This is a genomic window from Paracoccus salipaludis (assembly GCF_002287065.1).
Taxonomy (GTDB): Bacteria; Pseudomonadota; Alphaproteobacteria; order Rhodobacterales; family Rhodobacteraceae; genus Paracoccus; species Paracoccus salipaludis.
In genome coordinates, this window is record NZ_NSJZ01000001.1 from 229,564 (window position 1) to 246,721 (window position 17,158).

A 17,158-nucleotide genomic window follows, 5' to 3' on the forward strand; every position below is an offset into this window, starting at 1 on the left:
GGGCGCGCCGCTGCCCGTCAGGCGGGCATGGTGACGCGGCCGGTGCCGGTGCGGCGGTTATCCAGCGCCCAGGCGCCCGGGCCCGCGACAAGGATGTAAAGGAAGATGAAGCAGTAAAGGATCGCCGCCTCGCCGCCGTTCGCGCTGGGCCAGAAGCCTCCGCCCGCGTGGCCGATGAAATAGGCGGCGGCCATCAGTCCCGAGGACAGGAAGGCGGCGGGCCGGGCAAAGAGGCCCAGCACCAGCAGCAGCCCACCGAAGGTTTCGATCAGCCCGGCGATCAGGAGCATGGGCGGCAGCGTTTCGGGGCCCGGGCCGGGAAAGCCGATCAACTTGATGAGGCCATGTTCCAGGAACAGCAGGCCCGCCATGATCCGCAGGGCGGCAAGGGCACGGGGCGACCAGGTCGAAAGCATCGGGAACTCCTTTTTCTGATGTCTTAGGGGTGTCGTGAAAGGTCAGGCCTTGCGGATCGTCATCCGCGTGCCCCAAGGGTCGTGCACGTCCAGCATTTCGGCGGGCGTCACGCCCAGGCGGGCGGCAATGTCGGCCAGGGGGCCGGGTCCGGCCAGCAGCTCGATCCCTGCCAGGCCCGTGGTGCCTGCGGGACGGGGGCCCGCGCCCCGGCTGTTCCAGATGTTGGCGCCGATGTGGTGGTGATAGCCGTCCGCGCCGAAGAAGTCCGCGCCCGGATAGCGGGTCGTCAGGCCCATCCCCATCCGGTCCGTCCAGAAGGCCTCGGCCGCGTCAAGTTCGCCCACCTGCAGGTGGACATGGCCGACAACCGTGTCGGGGGGCATCCCCGCGAAGGGCCGGGAATTGCGCACGGCGGCAAGCGCGTTCAGGTCCAGCCGCAGCGTCGCCATCGCGACCGAGCCGTCGGGCAGGATCGACCACTCCTCGCTGGGGCGGTCGCGGTAGATCTCGATTCCGTTGCCTTCGGGGTCGGTCAGGTACAGCGCCTCGCTGACCAGATGGTCGGATGCGCCCTCCAGTTGCACATGCTGCGCGGCTGCATGGACCAGCCAGTCCGCCAGGGCAGCCCGGTCCGGCACAAGGAAGGCGGTGTGGAACAGCCCCGCGTGCCGGCGATCCGCCGGGCGCGCCTGCGGATCGTGGCGCAGGTCCAGCAGCACGTCCCTGCCGACACCAAGGCGATGGCCCTGCGCGTCGCTGTCGATCAGCGTCAGGCCGATGACATCCCGGTAGAAGCGGCTGACCCGGTTCAGGTCGCGGACAGTCAGGGCAACGCGGCCGATCCGCAGGCTGGCGCCGGCCGAGGTGATGCCGGGGCGGGCAGGCGTGCCTTGGGGGCGCACGCGGTGTCTGGTGTCGAGCATGGCGAACTCCGTTCCTGTTGGCACTGATGTGGGCCATTGCTGCTGGTTTGATAATCCTGTGAATTGGCATCACAGCTCACACCCAGAGGACCAGATCGTGCTGGACCGTTTCACCGGATTGCAGGTCTTCTCGCGGCTGGCGGCGCTTGGCAGCCTGTCGGCGGCGGGCCGGGCGCTGGGCATGTCGCAGACCATGGCGACGCGGCACCTCGCCGCGCTCGAGGATCGGCTGGGCGTCAAGCTGGTCCACCGCACGACCCGTCGCATCACCCTGACCGAGGCCGGGCGGCGGTATCTGGACAGCGCCGAGCGTATTCTCGAGGAACTGGAGGAAGCCGACGCCACCGCCGCGGCCGAGCGGGTCGAGGTCGGCGGCACCCTGCGCGTCAACGCGCCCGTGTCCTTCGGCGTCCGCGTGCTGGCGCCGATGCTGCCCCAGTTCTCCGCACTGCATCCGGCGCTGCATCTCGACCTCGGGCTGAACGACCGCATCGTCGATCTGGTCGAGGAAGGCTGGGACGCCGCCATCCGCATCGGACGGCTGACCGGGGGCGACCTGATCGCCCGCAGGCTTGCGCCCTGCCGGCTGGCGCTGGCGGCGGCCCCGTCCTATCTGGCCGCGCATGGAGCGCCCCGGACGGTCGAGGACCTGACGCGGCACAACTGCCTGCATTACACGCTGTCGCACACCCTGGCCGGGCGCGTCTGGACCTTCGGCGCGGACGGCGCGGCGCGCGTGACGGTCGGGGGCAATCTGCAGGCCAACAACGGCGACGCGCTGCTGGTCGCGGCGCGGGCGGGGCAGGGGCTGGTCTACGAGCCCAGCTTCATCTTGGGCGACGACCTGCGCGCGGGCAGCCTGGTCGCGCTGACGCTGGACCATCCGCCGGTCGAGCTGGACGGGGTGTATGTGGTCTATCCCAGCAACCGCCGCCCACCCGCGAGGCTGCGCGCCTTCGTGGACTGGATCGCGGAACGCTGCGCGGGCGTGCCGCCCTGGGACCGGGGGCTTCCGCCGGGCTGACCACCGCGTGTCGCCGGGGCAACAGCAGGGCGCGGGCAGGGGGTGCCGCCTTGTCGCGCATCCGTATTCCTGACAATAGCAGTAAGGAACAACAAACCTGCTGCACGGACCCCGGACATGACCAGACTGCGCCTTTTCCTTCTTGCGACGGCGGCCATTCCGCTGTCCGCCCTGCCGCTTTCGGCGCAGGAGGCCGCGGACATCGTCACGCTGGATACCGTCACCCTGCGCTCGACCTACGACACCGAGGGCACCGGCAGCTACACCACCGACTTCATCAGCGTGGGCGACAAGGACACCCGGTCTTTCCGCGAGATCCCGCAATCCACCACCGTCGTCACGCGCGAGCGGCTGGATGACGGCAACTATACCTCGCTGGACACGGCGCTGCGCGAAGCGCCCGGCGTTTATGTCCTGTCGAACGACGACGGGCGGTCCTCGCTGTATTCGCGGGGGTTCGAGTTCGACTCGCTTTACCTCAACGGCCTGCCGACGCCCCTGTCCAGCATCTACGGCACCCAGCCCGACATGGCGACGGTGGATCACATCGAGATCCTGCGCGGCCCCTCGGGCCTGTTCGGCGGGGCCGGAGAGCCCGCGGGCGCCATCAACATGCGCCTGAAGCAGCCGCAGGACGTGGCCGCCTTCGCCGTCAACGGTACGGTCGGCACATGGAACACCCGGCGGATCGAGGGCGACGTGACCGGCCCTCTGAACGACAGCGGCACCGTGCGCGGTCGGGTCGTCGGCGCCTGGGGCGATCGCGACAGCTGGGTCGATGAGGTCGATAACGGGGTGGGCGTGCTTTACACGGCGCTGGCCATTGACCTGACGCCCGAAACAACGGCCAGCTTCGCGATCAACCATCGCAGCCGCGACATCACGCCCTTCAACGGCCTGCCCACGGACGAGGACGGCAACCTGCTGGACCTCGACCGCTCGACCTTCACGGGGGCCGAGTGGAACGACTTCGACAACAACGTCACCGACTACATCGCCGAGGTCGAGCATCAGCTCGAAGGGGGCGGGCACCTGAAGTTCTCGGCCCTTTATTCCAACGCCGAGGTGGATTTCTTCTATGCCAACGCGGGCAGCCCCGCGGCGGCGGACGGCACCGTCAACGGGCTGGCCTGGCTGCGCCGCAGCTATGACCAGGACGCGCTGTCGCTGGACGCCCATCTCAGCAAGCCCTTCGACGTGATGGGCCGGGACAGCAACGTCATCCTGGGGATGGACTGGCACCGCTACGAAAGCGACCTCTACGAGGCGCGCGGCCGCATTTCCGGCAGCTTCGACCTGTCTGACTGGAACGCCGACATTCCCCGGCCCGATGCGCCCTTCACAAGCCGCACGGAAGGCGAGACCACGCAATACGGCCTTTACGGGCAATGGCGCGTGAAGCCCGCGGACAGCTTCACCGTGGTCGCGGGCGGGCGGCTGTCCTGGTATGACGGCACGGCCACCACGACGATCCTGGCCAGCGGCGAGGCCGAGGTCAGCGAGACCGACGAAAGCGGCGAGTTCACACCCTATCTCGGCCTGATCTATGACCTGGACGACCGCAGTTCGCTTTATGCGAGCTATACCGAGATCTTCCAGCCGCAGTCCGGGACGGACATTTCCAACGACCTGCTCGAGCCGCGCACCGGCCAGCAGGTCGAGCTGGGCTACAAGGCGCAGCTGGCCGCCGGCCTGAATGCGACGGCCGCCCTGTTCCACCTGCGCGACAAGAACCGTGCAGTGTCGGACCTGTCGAACCCGGGCTTCGCGCTGGCGCAGGGCGAGGCCACCGTGCAGGGCCTCGAACTTGAAGCGACCGGCAACCTTGCCCCCAACTGGGAGCTTTCGGCGGGCTACACCTATACCGACACCGATTTCGAAAACACCGAGACGGCGGCAGGGTCCGAGTTCTACACGCCCCAGCACATGCTGCAGCTTTGGACGAAATACCGCTTCGACCAGCCCGGTTGGGAAGGCCTGAGCATCGGCGGCGGCATCCGGGCCTTCTCGGACTTCAGGAACATCGCCCGCACCTCGGCCGGCAGCACCACCATCGAGGCGCCGGGCTATGCGGTGGCCGACCTGATGGCGTCCTACGACATCACCGACACCGTCACCGCGACGCTGAACGTGAACAACCTCTTCGACAAGACCTATTACGAACGCGTCGGCGGCACCTCGGTGTTCAACTTCTACGGCGCGCCCCGCAACGTCAGCCTGCGGATCGGCGCCAGGTTCTGACCCTACAAGGCCAGCGTCAGCCCGTAGGCTGGCGCGTAATGCTGGCGCGCCAGGGTGATAGGCGCGCCGTCCAGCCAGGTCGCCCGTTCCACCACAAGGACGGCGTCCCGTGCCGTGCAGCCCAGGTGGCCGGCCATCGCGCCCGCAAGGGCGGCCCGACAGCGCATCGTGCCCTCGGAATAGGGCGCGTTGCGGACCAGCCATTCGTTCGGGTTGTCGCGCGTCAGGTCGGCCGCTTCGATCGCGGGAACGGTCGCCAGGACCACCCAGCGGTCCTCGACCATGTGCGGCACGGCATCGGCCAGGTGCAGCGTGACGACATGCAGCAGCCGCGCGCCGTCCTCCAGCCGCAGGGCCGCGCGGACCTCGGGCGGGGGCGGCGCGACTTCCCGCGTCAGCAGGCGGAAGGAATAGGCCGCGCCCAGATCCTCGATGGCCGCGCGGATCAGGGGGATCTCCAGCGTGGCCTTGCGGCGCGGCTCGGCCACGACGCGGGTGCCGGCCTTGCGGCGGCGCTCGAGGAAGCCTGCCGCCGCCAGTTCCTGCAGCGCGCGGTTGACGGTGGCGCGGGCGCAGCCGAACTCGGCCGCCAGATCGGTCTCGTTCGGGATCAGCGCGCCCGGCGCGTAATGGCGCGTCCGGATGCGGTCCATCATCACGTCGCGGATGCCCTGCCAGCCCAGCGGCGGGCCGCCCGCCGCCTCGGCCTGCGGCTGGGCCGTGTCAGAGTTCATGCCTCAGCTTCCGCATCACCCGCGCATAATCCGCCTCGACCGCGTCGCGCCGGATGTGGCGGCCGTCCCGGACGACATGGCGCCCGGCCGACCAGACCTGCGTGACGGCCCGATCATCGCGGGCAAAGATCCAGCTGTCCAGCAGCGTGTCGCCCTTCCGCCCGATGGCATCCACGCCCAGGCCGTCCAGCGCCAGAAGGTCGCCCCAGGCGCCCGGCGCGATGCCCGCGGCCCCGCGACCCGCCGCCTGCGCGCCGCCCTTGACCGCGCCCTCGAACAGCACCCGGCCGGTCGAGGCCCCAGCGGTCGCCAGCGCCGCGCGCGAGCGGTCGCGCAGGCGTTGCGAATAGTCCAGCGTCCGCAGCTCCTCGGACAGCGAGATGCGGATGTTGCTGTCGGACCCCACCCCGAAGGTGCCGCCCGCATCGGTCCAGCGCACCCCGTCGAAGATGCCGTCGCCCAGGCTGCTTTCGGTGATCGGGCAAAGCCCCGCCACCGCGCCGGTGCGGGCAAGGGCCAGGGTCTCCCCCGGTGTCATCTGGGTTGCGTGGATCAGGCACCAGCGGCCATCGACGGGGGCGTTCTCCACCAGCCATTCGACGGGGCGGCGGCCGGTGGCGGCCAGCACCTCCTCGACCTCGGCCACCTGCTCGGCCAGGTGCATGTGGATCGGGCCGTCCCCGGCCAGGGACTGCGCCAAGGCGAGGCCTTCGGCATCCACGGCGCGCAGGCTGTGAGGGGCGATGCCGACCCGGCTGTCGGGACCCAGCCGCGCCACATGGGCGCGCGCGCCTTCGACAAGGCGCGCAAAGACCTCGGGCGTGGTGCCGAAGCGGTCCTGCCCGGACACCAGCGCCCGGCGGTCCAGCCCGCCCCACTGGTACAGCACCGGCAGCAGCGTCAGGCCGATGCCGGTCTGCTCGGCCGCCGCCGCGATCCGGCCCGACATCTCGGCCAGGTCGGCATAGGCGCGCCCGCCGGTGTCGTGGTGCAGATAGTGGAACTCGACATTGGTGGCATAGCCCGCTTCCAGCATCTCGACCTGCACGAATGCGGCGATCGCCTGGATGTCGTCGGGCGTCAGCTGGTCGAGGAAGCGGTACATCAGCCGCCGCCACGTCCAGAAGCTGTCCTTCGGATCCGGCCCGCGCCGTTCCGTCAGCCCGGCCATCGCGCGCTGGAAGGCGTGGCTGTGCAGGTTCGCGGGCGCGGGCAGCAGGATGCCGACGCGCATGTCGCCTGCCCCTCCGCTCTCGACCGAGGCGATGCGGCCTGCCTCATCCAGCGTCACCGTGACGTCCTCTGCCCAACCGTCGGGCAGCAGCGCCTGATCGGCACGGATGGTCTGCATGGCGCGAATCTCCCTCGTTGACAGGGTTATTATGTGCAGACATAAAAATCCCATCAAGATCGAATCGGGGCCGCCATGACGACGCTCACCCTTGCCAATGCCCGCCTCGTGACGCTGACCGGCGAGGGTTACGGCATGATCGACAAGGGCTGGCTGCGGATCGAAAACGGACGGATCGCCGCCTTGGGGCAGGGGGACGCCGAGGGCGAGGACATGGGCGGCCGCCTGGTCACGCCCGCGCCCATCGACTGCCACACGCACCTGGTCTTCGGCGGCGACCGCGCGCGCGAGTTCGAGATGCGCCTGCAGGGCGCGAGCTACGAGGAGATCGCCCGGGCAGGCGGCGGCATCCTGTCCACCGTGACCGCCACCCGCGCCGCGTCCGAGGACGATCTGGTCGCCAGCGCCCTGCCGCGGCTCGACGCGCTGCTGGCCGAAGGTGCCGCGACGGTCGAGGTCAAGTCCGGCTACGGCCTGACGGTCGCCCACGAGTTGAAGATGCTGCGCGCCGCGCGCCGTCTGGCCGCCGAACGCCCGGTGCGGATCGTCACAAGCTGGCTCGCCGCCCATGCGGTGCCGCCCGAATACAAGGACCGCGCCGACGCCTATCTGGACGAGGTCGCCATTCCCGGATTGCGGCAGGCCCATGCCGAGGGGCTGGTCGATGCCGTGGACGGCTTCTGCGAGGGGATCGCCTTTTCCGTCACCCAGATGGCGCGGCTGTTCGACGTGGCCGCCGAGCTTGGCCTGCCCGCCAAGCTGCATGCCGAGCAGCTCTCGCACCTGGGCGGCAGCCGGCTGGTGGCCGAGCGTGGCGGGCTGTCGGCCGATCACGTCGAATATGCCGACGAAGCCGACGCCGCCGCGCTGGCGCAGGCGGGCAGCGTCGCGACCCTGCTGCCCGGCGCCTTCTACACCCTGCGCGAGACGCAGGCCCCGCCGATTGCCGCCTTCCGCAAGGCCGGCACGGTGATGGCGCTGGCGACCGACTGCAATCCCGGCACCTCGCCGCTGACCTCGCTGCTGCTGACCATGAACATGGGCGCGACGTTCTTCCGCCTGACGCCCGGGGAATGCCTGCGCGGCGTCACCGCCAATGCCGCCCGCGCGCTGGGACTGGCCGACTGCGGGCGGCTGGAACCCGGCCTGCGCGCCGACCTCGCCGTCTGGAACGTCGCCCATCCGGCCGAACTGACCTACCGGATCGGCTTCAACCCGCTTCACCGCCGCTATTTCGAGGGCAAACCATGCTGACCCTGACCCCGGGCGCCGCCACGCTGGCGCAGCTGGAAACCATCTGGCGCGAGGGGCTGGCGGTCCGCCTGGACGATTCCGCCCGCCCCGGCATCGAGGCTTCGGCCGCCCGCATCGAGGCGGCGGCTGCGGGGGACGCGGCGGTCTATGGCGTGAACACCGGCTTCGGCAAGCTCGCCTCGGTCCGCATCGCGCCCGAGGACACCGCGACGCTGCAAAGGAACCTGATCCTGTCGCACTGCTGCGGCGTGGGCCCTGCGCTCGACGCGCCCGCCGTGCGGCTGATGATGGCGCTGAAGCTGCTGTCGCTGGGCCGCGGGGCCTCGGGCGTGCGCCCGGTCATCGTCGAACTGATGGAGGCGATGCTGGCGCGCAGCGTGACCCCGGTGATCCCGGAACAGGGCAGCGTGGGCGCCTCGGGCGATCTTGCGCCGCTCGCGCACATGGCCGCCGTGATGATCGGCCATGGCGAGGCCCTTGTCGGCGGCGAGCGCCTGCCCGGCGCCGAGGCGCTGGCCCGCGCGGGGCTGGCCCCCGTGACGCTGGGGGCCAAGGAAGGGCTTGCGCTGATCAACGGGACGCAGTTCTCGACCGCGCTGGGCCTGATCGGGCTGTTCCGCGCCATGGCCTGCGCCCGGGCGGCGGTCGTGACGGCCGCGATGTCCACCGACGCCATCATGGGCTCGACCGCGCCCACGCGGGCCGAGATCCACAGCCTGCGCGGCCATCAGGGCCAGATCGAGGTCGCCGCCGCCATCCGCGCCCTGCTGGAAGGCAGCGCCATCCGCGAAAGCCACCGCGAGGGCGACGCGCGCGTGCAGGACCCTTATTGCATCCGCTGCCAGCCGCAGGTGACGGGCGCGGCGCTGGATGTGCTGCGCTTTGCCGCCCGCACGCTGCTGATTGAGGCCAATGCCGTCACCGACAACCCGCTGGTGCTGTCGGACGGCTCGATCGTCTCGGGCGGCAACTTCCACGCCGAACCCGTGGCCTTCGCCGCCGACCAGATCGCGCTGGCCGTGGCCGAGATCGGCTCCATCGCCCAGCGCCGGATCGCGCTGATGGTGGACCCCGCGCTGAACTTCAACCTGCCGCCCTTCCTGACCCCCGCGCCGGGGCTGAACAGCGGCCTGATGATCGCCGAGGTCACCACCGCCGCGCTGATGAGCGAGAACAAGCATCTCGCGAACCCCTGCTCGGTGGACTCGACGCCCACAAGCGCGAACCAGGAGGACCATGTCAGCATGGCCGCCCATGGCGCGCGCCGGCTGGGGCTGATGACGCGCAACCTCGCCGTGATCCTCGGCGTCGAGGCGATCTGCGCCGCCCAGGGGATCGAGTTCCGCGCGCCCCTGGCCACCTCGGCGCCGCTGACGCGCGTGATGGCGGCCCTGCGCGCCCGCGTGCCCGCGATGGGCGAGGACCGCTATCTCGCCCCCGACCTGCTGGCCGCGCAGGAACTGGTCGAAAACGGCACGCTGGCCGCCGCGGCCGGTGTGGAGATCTCCGCATGAGCCTCGCACCCGATCCCGTCGAAGTCGAGCAGGGCGACAGCCCCGTCATCCTGGGCCTGCCGCACACCGGAACCTGGCTGCCGGACGACATCCTGGCCCGGCTGAACGAACGCGGCCGGACGCTGGCCGACACCGACTGGCACATCCATCAGCTTTACGCCGGGCTTCTGCCCGGTGCGACGACAGTGCGGGCGACCTTCCACCGCTATGTCATCGACGCGAACCGGGGACCCGAGGACGAGAGCCTTTATCCCGGCCAGAACACCACGGGCCTCGTGCCGGTCACGGATTTCGACGGCAATCCGATCTGGACCGAGGAGCCTTCGCCCGAGGACGTGGCCGGCCGCCTCGCGCGTTTCCACGCGCCCTATCACGCGGCGCTGTCGGCCGAGATCGAGCGCGTGCGGGCGAAGCATGGCGTGGCGATCCTGTACGACTGCCACTCGATCCGGTCGGTGATCCCCTTCCTGTTCGACGGCGTCCTGCCGGACTTCAACATCGGCACCGCGAACGGAACATCCTGCGCGCCGGCCATCGAGGCCGCCGCGCAGGAGGTCGCCGCCGCGACCGGCCGCAGCTGGGTGGTCAACGGCCGCTTCCGGGGCGGCTGGACCACGCGCCACTACGGCCGCCCGCAGGACGGCGTTCACGCGATCCAGATGGAACTGGCGCAGTCCACCCATCTGGCGACCGAGGCCCCGCCCTTCGACCTCGACCCCGCCAAGGCCGGGGCCATGCGCAAGCCGCTGGGCGAGATTCTTTCCCGGCTGGAAGCCCTCGCCCCGGAACTCGCGCGATGAAGCCGCTGGACGGTCTGCGCATCCTTGACCTGACGCGGGTGCTGGCGGGGCCCTTCGCCACCGCGATCCTGGCCGATCTGGGCGCCGAGGTCATCAAGCTGGAACCGCCGCAGGGCGACGACTACCGCCACATCGGCCCCTTCCGGGACGGCGAATCCGCGCTGTTCGCGCTGACCAACCGGGGCAAGAAATCGGTCGTCATCGACCTCAAGTCGCCCGACGGGCAGGCGCTCGCCCGCCGCATCGCGGGCACCTGCGACGTGGTGGTGGAGAACTTCCGTCCCGGCGTGGCCGAGCGGCTGGGCCTGGGCGCGGAACGCCTGCGGCAGGGGAACCCGCGTCTCGTGGTCTGCTCGATCTCGGGCTTCGGCCAGTCGGGGCCTTCGGCGGAACTGCCTGCCTATGACATCGTCGTGCAGGCCATGTCCGGCTGGATGGACGCGACCGGCGAGGACGGCGGCCAGCCCCTGAAGGTGGGCGAGGCCTTGGGTGACATCGCCGCAGGCCTTTACGCCGTGATCGCCATCCTGTCGGCGGTGATCGGCAGCGCGCGCACGGGGCAGGGGGCGACGCTGGACGTGGCCATGCTGGACTGCCTTGTGGCCATGCTGCCGACCAGCCACGCGCTGCATCTTTATGCGGGCCGCAGCGTTCAGCGCGTGGGCAACCGCCATCCGCTCTCGACCCCCTTCGGCGCCTTCCGCACGAATGACGGCCACGCGATTATCGCGGTCCTTGGCGCGCGCCAGTTCCACGCGCTGGCCGGGCTGATCGGCGCGCCCGAGGCGGCGGACGACCCCCGCTTCGCCAGTGACGAGGACCGCACCGCGCATGAGCCCGCCCTGCGCGCCCTGATCGAGACCTGGACCGCCGCCCGCCCCACGGCCGAAGTCGTGGCAGCGCTGTCGGCGGCCGGAATCCCCGCCGCGCCGATCCAGACGCTGGCCGAACAGCTCGCCTCGCCCCATGCGCAGGCGCGGGCGCTGGTGTCCGAACTGCCGCACCACCGCCTGGGCCAGTCCCCGGTCGTGGGCCAGCCCGTCCGCTTCGGGGCCGAGAAGCCGCTGGCCCCGCAGGGCGCCCCCGCGCTGGGCGGCGACTCCCGCGCCGTGCTCGAACGCCTGGGCCTGACCACCGACCAGATCGCCGGGCTGATCGAGGCCGGCATCGTGCAGGAGGTGACGCGTGCCTGACTTCGCCCATCTGATGACGCCCGAGGAGAACGCCTTCCTCGACATGCTGACCCGCTTCGCCGCCGAGGAGCTTGCCCCCCGCGCCGCCGGGACGGACGAAAGCGGCGCCTTTGTCCATGCGCAACTGGCCGCGCTTGCCGAAACCGGCATGATGGGCGCGAACCTGCCCGAGGAATGGGGCGGGGCGGACATCTCGGCCCATGCCCTGTTCGAGGCGGTGGCGGCGGTCGCGGGCGGCTGCGGCTCGACCGTGTCGGCGCTGACGGCGCATTACCTGGCGACGGACTCGATCCTGATCGGCGCCGACGACGCCCTGCGCGCCCGCATCCTGCCGGCCGCCGCCGAAGGGCGGATGCTCGGGGCCTTTGCCCTGACCGAGCCCAATGCCGGGTCCGACCCCGCCGATATGCGCACCCGCGCCGTGCGCGAGGGCGACGGCTGGCGGATCAAGGGCCGCAAGTGCTTCATCTCGAACGGCGGCGTGGCCGACTTCATCGTGGTCTATTGCGTGACCGACCCTGAGGCTGCGCATCGCGGCATCTCGGCCTTCGTGGTGGAAAAGAGCACGCCCGGGCTGGTGCCGGGCCGGGTCGAGCAGACCACCGGCCTGCGCGGCGGCCATGTCTGGGAACTGGACTTCGACTGCCTCGTCCCCGACGGGAACCGCGTGGGGCCCCTGGGGTCGGGCTTCCGCACCGCGATGAAGGTGCTGGACAACGGCCGGGTCGAGGTCGCGGCCATGGCCGTGGGCATCGCCCGCGCGGCGCTGGCGGCATCCGTCGCATGGGCGAAGTCGCGCATCATCGGGGGCGAGGCTCTGGGCCGCCGCCAGGGCATCCAGTGGATGCTGGCCGACATGGCGACCGAGCTGAACGCCGCCGAGCTTCTGGGCCACGAGGCCGCCCGCCAGCGCCACGCGGGCCAGCGGTTCACCGCTGCGGCCAGCCGCGCCAAGCTGTTCGCCAGCGAGGCCGCCGGCCGCATCGCCGACACCGCCATCCAGATCCACGGCGGCTACGGCTACACCAGGGATTTCCCGCTGGAGCGATACGCCCGCGACCTGCGGATCATGCGGATCTACGAGGGCTCGTCCGAGATCCAGCGCAACATCATCGCGGGCCAGCTGCTTTCCTGAAAGGACCGGACATGAACAACCCCCGTCACAACATCCGCGACGTCTTCCCTCCGACCGGGACCGAGATTTCGGCGAAAAGCTGGCTGACCGAGGCGCCGCTGCGGATGCTGATGAACAACCTGCATCCCGACGTGGCCGAGAACCCGCACGAGCTGGTCGTCTATGGCGGCATCGGGCGCGCGGCGCGGACCTGGGACGACTTCGACCGGATCGTCGAGTCCCTGCGCAGGCTGAACGAGGACGAGACGCTGCTGGTCCAGTCCGGCAAGCCCGTGGGCGTCTTCCGCACCCACAAGGACGCGCCGCGCGTGCTGATCGCCAACTCGAACCTGGTGCCGCACTGGGCGAACTGGGACCATTTCAACGAGCTCGACAAGAAGGGCCTGGCCATGTACGGCCAGATGACCGCGGGCTCGTGGATCTACATCGGCACGCAGGGCATCGTTCAGGGCACCTACGAGACCTTCGCCGAGGCCGGCCGCCAGCATTACGGCGGCGATCTCAAGGGCAAGTGGATCCTGACGGCGGGCCTGGGCGGGATGGGCGGCGCGCAGCCGCTGGCCGCCGTCATGGCCGGGGCCTGCTGCCTTGCCGTCGAATGCGATGAGACCCGCGCCGACTTCCGCATCCGCACCCGCTATTGCGACGCCAAGGCCCATTCGCTGGACGAGGCGCTGGCCATGATCGCGGACTGGACCGCCAGGGGCGAGGCCAAGTCCGTGGCCCTGATCGGCAACGCCGCCGAGGTCTTCCCGGAACTCGTCCGCCGCATGAAGGTGGGCGGACCCCGCCCCGACATCGTGACCGACCAGACCTCGGCCCATGACCCGCTGCACGGCTACCTGCCCAAGGGCTGGACCGTCGCGGAATGGCGCGCCAAGCAGGAAACCGACCCCAAGGCCGTCGAGGCCGCCGCCCGCGCCTCCATGAAGGACCACGTCGCGGCCATGGTCGATTTCTGGAACGCGGGCGTGCCGACGCTCGACTATGGCAACAACATCCGCCAGGTCGCGCTGGAGGAAGGGCTGGAGAACGCCTTCGCCTTCCCCGGCTTCGTGCCCGCCTATATCCGCCCGCTCTTCTGCCGCGGCGTCGGTCCCTTCCGCTGGGCGGCGCTGTCGGGCGACCCCGAGGACATCTACAAGACCGATGCGAAGATGAAGGAGCTTTTCCCCGAGAACGAGCACCTGCACCGCTGGCTGGACATGGCGCGTGACCGCATCGCCTTCCAGGGCCTGCCCGCGCGCATCATGTGGATCGGCCTCGGCGACCGTCACCGCGCGGGCCTCGCCATCAACGAGATGGTGCGGAACGGCGAGTTGAAGGCGCCGGTCGTGATCGGCCGCGACCACCTCGATTCCGGTTCGGTGGCCTCGCCCAACCGCGAGACCGAGGCGATGAAGGACGGCTCGGACGCCGTGTCGGACTGGCCGCTGCTCAATGCGCTGCTGAATACCGCCTCGGGCGCGACCTGGGTGTCGCTGCACCACGGCGGCGGCGTGGGCATGGGCTTCAGCCAACATTCCGGCATGGTCATCTGCTGCGACGGGACCGCCGACGCCGACCGGCGGATCGAGCGCGTACTGTGGAACGACCCGGCCACCGGCGTCATGCGCCACGCCGACGCGGGCTATGACATCGCGCTCGACTGCGCGCGCGAGCATGGGTTGAACCTGCCGGGCATCCTCAAGTGAGGCTGCTGCGTCGGGGCGAGGGCAGGGCCAGCCGCTGGAAGAACGGCGGCGGCGTCACGCACGAGCTGGCCGTCTGGCCGGACGGCGCGGACCTGTCCGGCTTCGATGCGCGGCTGTCGATGGCCGAGGTGGCGGCGGACGGCCCCTTCTCGGCCTTCCCCGGCATCGACCGCACGCTGGCCGTGCTGGACGGCGGGCCGATGCGCCTGTCCTTCGGCGGCGCCGAGGTGGCCGTGACGGCGAACGGCCCGCCCCTGTCCTTTCCGGGCGAGGCGCCGGTCCGGGCCGCGCTGGACCAGGGGCCGGTGCTGGACCTGAACATCATGACCCGGCGCGGCGCCTTCTCGCACCGGATGGTCGAGCTTTCACCCGGCGACAGCCTGCCCGAAGGGACGGTTGCGCTGGTCGCGCGCGGCGGCGTATCGGTCGCGGGGTTGGATCTGGCAGCGGGGGACGCGCTTCTGGGCGGGAAATCTGCTTCCTTGCAGGGCAGGGTGGACCGGGGCAGGCCCCTGGCCGTGATCCTCGACTGCCTCAAAAACAGGCAGGAGGCCCGGTCATGACGAGGGCCCCTTCCTGCGCGGCATCTTGTGACTTGCGATCCGGCCCGCATGACCGTCACGGTGACGCGCGCCACGGCAAACCGAGCGGACAGGGCCGAGCCGAACGGACCACCCAAGGCCACGACAGGAGAGAGAGATGACACTTCGCACCACCCTGCGCGCCGCGCTCTTCGGGGCGACCGCACTGGCGCTGACCGCGACCGGCGCGCTGGCCGACATGCTCGAGGACATCAAGGCGGCGGGCAAGATCACCACCGCGACCGAGATGCATTATGCCCCCTTCGACATGCTGGAGAACGGCGAATACGCCGGCTTCAACAAGGAACTGTTCGACGAGGTCGCCAAGGAGCTTGGCGTGACCGCCGAATACCAGGACCTGCCCTGGGCCTCGATCCTGCCGGGCCTGGAAGTCAGCAAGTTCGACTTCGTGAACGCCCCCGTCACCATCACGCCCGAGCGGATGGAGCGTTACGCCTTCACCCTGCCGATCAGCGACGCGACCGTGGCGCTGGTCCAGCGCAAGGGCGGCGACCTGACCAAGCCCGAGGACATCAAGGGCAAGACCGTCGGCATCCAGAAGGGCACGGCGCAGGAAAAGCAGCTCGAAGCCTATTCCGACACGCTGGGCGGCTTCACCATCCGCGGCTACGGCTCGCCGGATGAAGCCTATGCGGACCTCGCCGCCGGCCGCCTGGACGCGGTCGCGGGCTCGGCCCCGAACCTCGCCTACCTCGCCAAGACCCGCCCCGACGTCTTCGAGACCATCCAGCCGCCCTTCGGCGAGCCCAAGTACTTCGCCTGGGTGACCCGCAAGGAAGGGTCCGAGTCGCTGATCGAGGCGATGAACGCCGCCCTGATCAAGATCCAGGACGACGGCCGCCTGGCCGCGATGCAGGAAAAATGGTTCGGCACCGCGACCGCGCTGCCCAAGGAAATGCCTGCGATGTGATCCCCCGCGGGCGGGCCTTCCGGGGCCCGCCCGCATCTTCCGAAGGGCGCTGAATGTTCTCGTTCCAGACGATCATCGACAACCTGCCCGTGCTGGCCGCCTCGGCCCGCTACACGCTGCTGATCTCGGGCGCGGGCTGCCTTCTGGGGCTGATCTTCGGCGCGCTGATCTGCGTGGCCGCGGTGTCGCGCGCCCCGGCCGCGCGCGCCTTCGCGGGCCTTTACGTCAGCTTCTTCCGGGGCGTGCCGCTGCTGATCCAGCTGCTGCTGGCCTTCTACCTTCTGCCGCTGGTGGGCGTGAACGTCCCGGCGCTGGCCGCCGCGATCTTCACCGTGGGCCTCTGCGCCGCCGCCTATATCAGCGAGATCCTGCGCGGCGCCCTGAACGCCATTCCCCGGGGCCAGGCCGAGGCCGCCATCGCCGTGGGCCTGTCGCCGCGCCACATCTGGACCCGGATCCTTCTGCCGCAGGCGCTGAAGATCTCCATGCCCGCGCTGGTCAACGAACTGATCCTGCTGGTCAAGGCGTCGTCGCTGGTGACGGTCGTGGGCATCGTCGAGATCACCCGGATGAGCCAGGCCATCGCCTCGGCCACCTACCGCCCGCTGGAAATCTACCTGACCGCCGCCTTCCTGTACCTGGCGATCAACCTCGTCATCGCAGCCCTCGGCCGCAACCTGGAACGGAGGCTCGCCTGGTGATGGAGCTTGACCTTTTCCGCGAATACGGCCCGGCGCTGCTGCGGGGCCTGGGCGTCACGATCTTCTGCTGGATCGTGGGCACCGCCTGCGCCATGGCGCTGGGCTTCCTGCTGGCGCTGGTCCAGCGCGGCGTGTCCGCCCGCCCCGTCCAGTGGATCCTGCGCGCCTATGTCGAGTTCATCCGGGGCACGCCCTTCCTGGTGCAGCTTTTCGTGCTGTATTACGGCGCCCCCATGCTGGGGCTGCGGCTGGACGCCATGCCCGCGGGGCTTCTGGGCCTGACGATCTACGGCAGCCCCTATTTCGCGGAAATCTTCCGCGCCGGCCTGAACGCCGTCCCGCTGGGCCAGATCGAGGCCGCCCGCGCCATGGGCTTCGCCCCCGCGACCATCCTGCGGCGGATCATGATCCCCGTGATGCTGGTCTCGGCGCTGCCCGCGCTGGTCAACTTCTCGATCATCCTGACCAAGGAAACCGTGATCCTGTCGATGATCACCGTTCCCGAGATCATGTTCGAAACCCAGACCATGATGGCCGAAACCTTCGCCTTCGCGGAATCGACCCTCGTGCTGGCGCTGTTCTTCTGGGTCTTCGTGGAAACGATCTCGCGCATCGGGCGCAGGCTGGAACGCCGCGCCACCCATTACCTGCTGGACCGGAGCTGA

General features: G+C 70.1%; 16 protein-coding genes. 12 read left to right on the forward strand and 4 right to left on the reverse strand.

Annotated elements, in window-relative coordinates; translation table 11 throughout:
* Window positions 1-17: 17 nt before the first annotated feature.
* Window positions 18-416 carry a DoxX family protein gene (locus tag CK240_RS01125; RefSeq protein WP_095638489.1) on the reverse strand — a complete coding sequence of 133 codons (399 nt, stop codon included), beginning with the start codon at window positions 414-416 and terminating at the stop codon, window positions 18-20.
* Window positions 417-458: 42 nt separating this feature from the next.
* Window positions 459-1,340: a VOC family protein gene (locus tag CK240_RS01130; protein ID WP_095638490.1), complete on the reverse strand. Its 882-nt coding sequence runs from the start codon at window positions 1,338-1,340 to the stop codon at window positions 459-461.
* A gap of 97 nt (window positions 1,341-1,437) precedes the next feature.
* On the opposite strand from CK240_RS01130, the gene CK240_RS01135 reads away from it, so the two are divergent.
* A complete protein-coding gene (locus tag CK240_RS01135; protein WP_095638491.1) occupies window positions 1,438-2,364 on the forward strand; it encodes a LysR family transcriptional regulator in 927 nt (308 codons plus the stop codon).
* A 117-nt stretch (window positions 2,365-2,481) separates the two neighbouring features.
* Complete coding sequence (locus CK240_RS01140) at window positions 2,482-4,605, forward strand: TonB-dependent siderophore receptor (protein WP_095638492.1); 2,124 nt, start codon at window positions 2,482-2,484, stop codon at window positions 4,603-4,605.
* A 2-nt stretch (window positions 4,606-4,607) separates the two neighbouring features.
* Here CK240_RS01140 and CK240_RS01145 read toward each other — a convergent pair whose 3' ends face one another.
* Together CK240_RS01145 and CK240_RS01150 are read right to left on the reverse strand one after the other, a co-directional pair.
* Window positions 4,608-5,339, reverse strand: a complete 732-nt coding sequence (locus CK240_RS01145; RefSeq protein WP_095638493.1) for a GntR family transcriptional regulator — start codon at window positions 5,337-5,339, stop codon at window positions 4,608-4,610.
* The gene (locus tag CK240_RS01150; RefSeq protein WP_095638494.1) at window positions 5,329-6,690 is read right to left on the reverse strand and encodes a formimidoylglutamate deiminase; all 1,362 of its coding nucleotides are present in this window, start codon (window positions 6,688-6,690) and stop codon (window positions 5,329-5,331) included. The genes CK240_RS01145 and CK240_RS01150 overlap by 11 nt, the downstream gene beginning before the upstream one ends.
* A 75-nt stretch (window positions 6,691-6,765) precedes the next feature.
* Here CK240_RS01150 and hutI point away from each other — a divergent pair, with 75 nt between their 5' ends.
* The 10 genes from hutI (at window position 6,766) to CK240_RS01200 (ending at window position 17,158) form a co-directional block, all read left to right on the forward strand.
* Window positions 6,766-7,944, forward strand: coding sequence for an imidazolonepropionase (hutI, locus tag CK240_RS01155; RefSeq protein ID WP_095638495.1), 1,179 nt, complete (start codon window positions 6,766-6,768; stop codon window positions 7,942-7,944).
* Window positions 7,938-9,458 carry a histidine ammonia-lyase gene (gene hutH / locus CK240_RS01160; RefSeq protein WP_095638496.1) on the forward strand — a complete coding sequence of 507 codons (1,521 nt, stop codon included), beginning with the start codon at window positions 7,938-7,940 and terminating at the stop codon, window positions 9,456-9,458. Before hutI ends, hutH begins: the two co-directional genes overlap by 7 nt.
* Window positions 9,455-10,258, forward strand: a complete 804-nt coding sequence (gene hutG / locus CK240_RS01165; protein WP_095638497.1) for an N-formylglutamate deformylase — start codon at window positions 9,455-9,457, stop codon at window positions 10,256-10,258. Before hutH ends, hutG begins: the two co-directional genes overlap by 4 nt.
* On the forward strand, window positions 10,255-11,451 hold the full coding sequence (locus CK240_RS01170; RefSeq protein WP_095638498.1) for a CaiB/BaiF CoA transferase family protein: 1,197 nt from the start codon (window positions 10,255-10,257) through the stop codon (window positions 11,449-11,451). Before hutG ends, CK240_RS01170 begins: the two co-directional genes overlap by 4 nt.
* Window positions 11,444-12,586 (forward strand): acyl-CoA dehydrogenase family protein, encoded by a 1,143-nt coding sequence (locus CK240_RS01175; protein ID WP_240517234.1) that lies wholly within the window; start codon window positions 11,444-11,446, stop codon window positions 12,584-12,586. The genes CK240_RS01170 and CK240_RS01175 overlap by 8 nt, the downstream gene beginning before the upstream one ends.
* An 11-nt stretch (window positions 12,587-12,597) precedes the next feature.
* Entirely contained in the window at window positions 12,598-14,280 is a 1,683-nt protein-coding gene (gene hutU, locus CK240_RS01180; RefSeq protein WP_095638499.1) for a urocanate hydratase, read from the forward strand.
* On the forward strand, window positions 14,277-14,843 hold the full coding sequence (locus tag CK240_RS01185) for a HutD/Ves family protein (protein ID WP_095638500.1): 567 nt from the start codon (window positions 14,277-14,279) through the stop codon (window positions 14,841-14,843). Before hutU ends, CK240_RS01185 begins: the two co-directional genes overlap by 4 nt.
* A gap of 136 nt (window positions 14,844-14,979) precedes the next feature.
* Window positions 14,980-15,792: a transporter substrate-binding domain-containing protein gene (locus CK240_RS01190; RefSeq protein ID WP_095638501.1), complete on the forward strand. Its 813-nt coding sequence runs from the start codon at window positions 14,980-14,982 to the stop codon at window positions 15,790-15,792.
* A gap of 53 nt (window positions 15,793-15,845) precedes the next feature.
* Entirely contained in the window at window positions 15,846-16,493 is a 648-nt protein-coding gene (locus tag CK240_RS01195) for an amino acid ABC transporter permease (protein ID WP_095638502.1), read from the forward strand.
* Entirely contained in the window at window positions 16,493-17,158 is a 666-nt protein-coding gene (locus CK240_RS01200; protein ID WP_095638503.1) for an amino acid ABC transporter permease, read from the forward strand. Before CK240_RS01195 ends, CK240_RS01200 begins: the two co-directional genes overlap by 1 nt.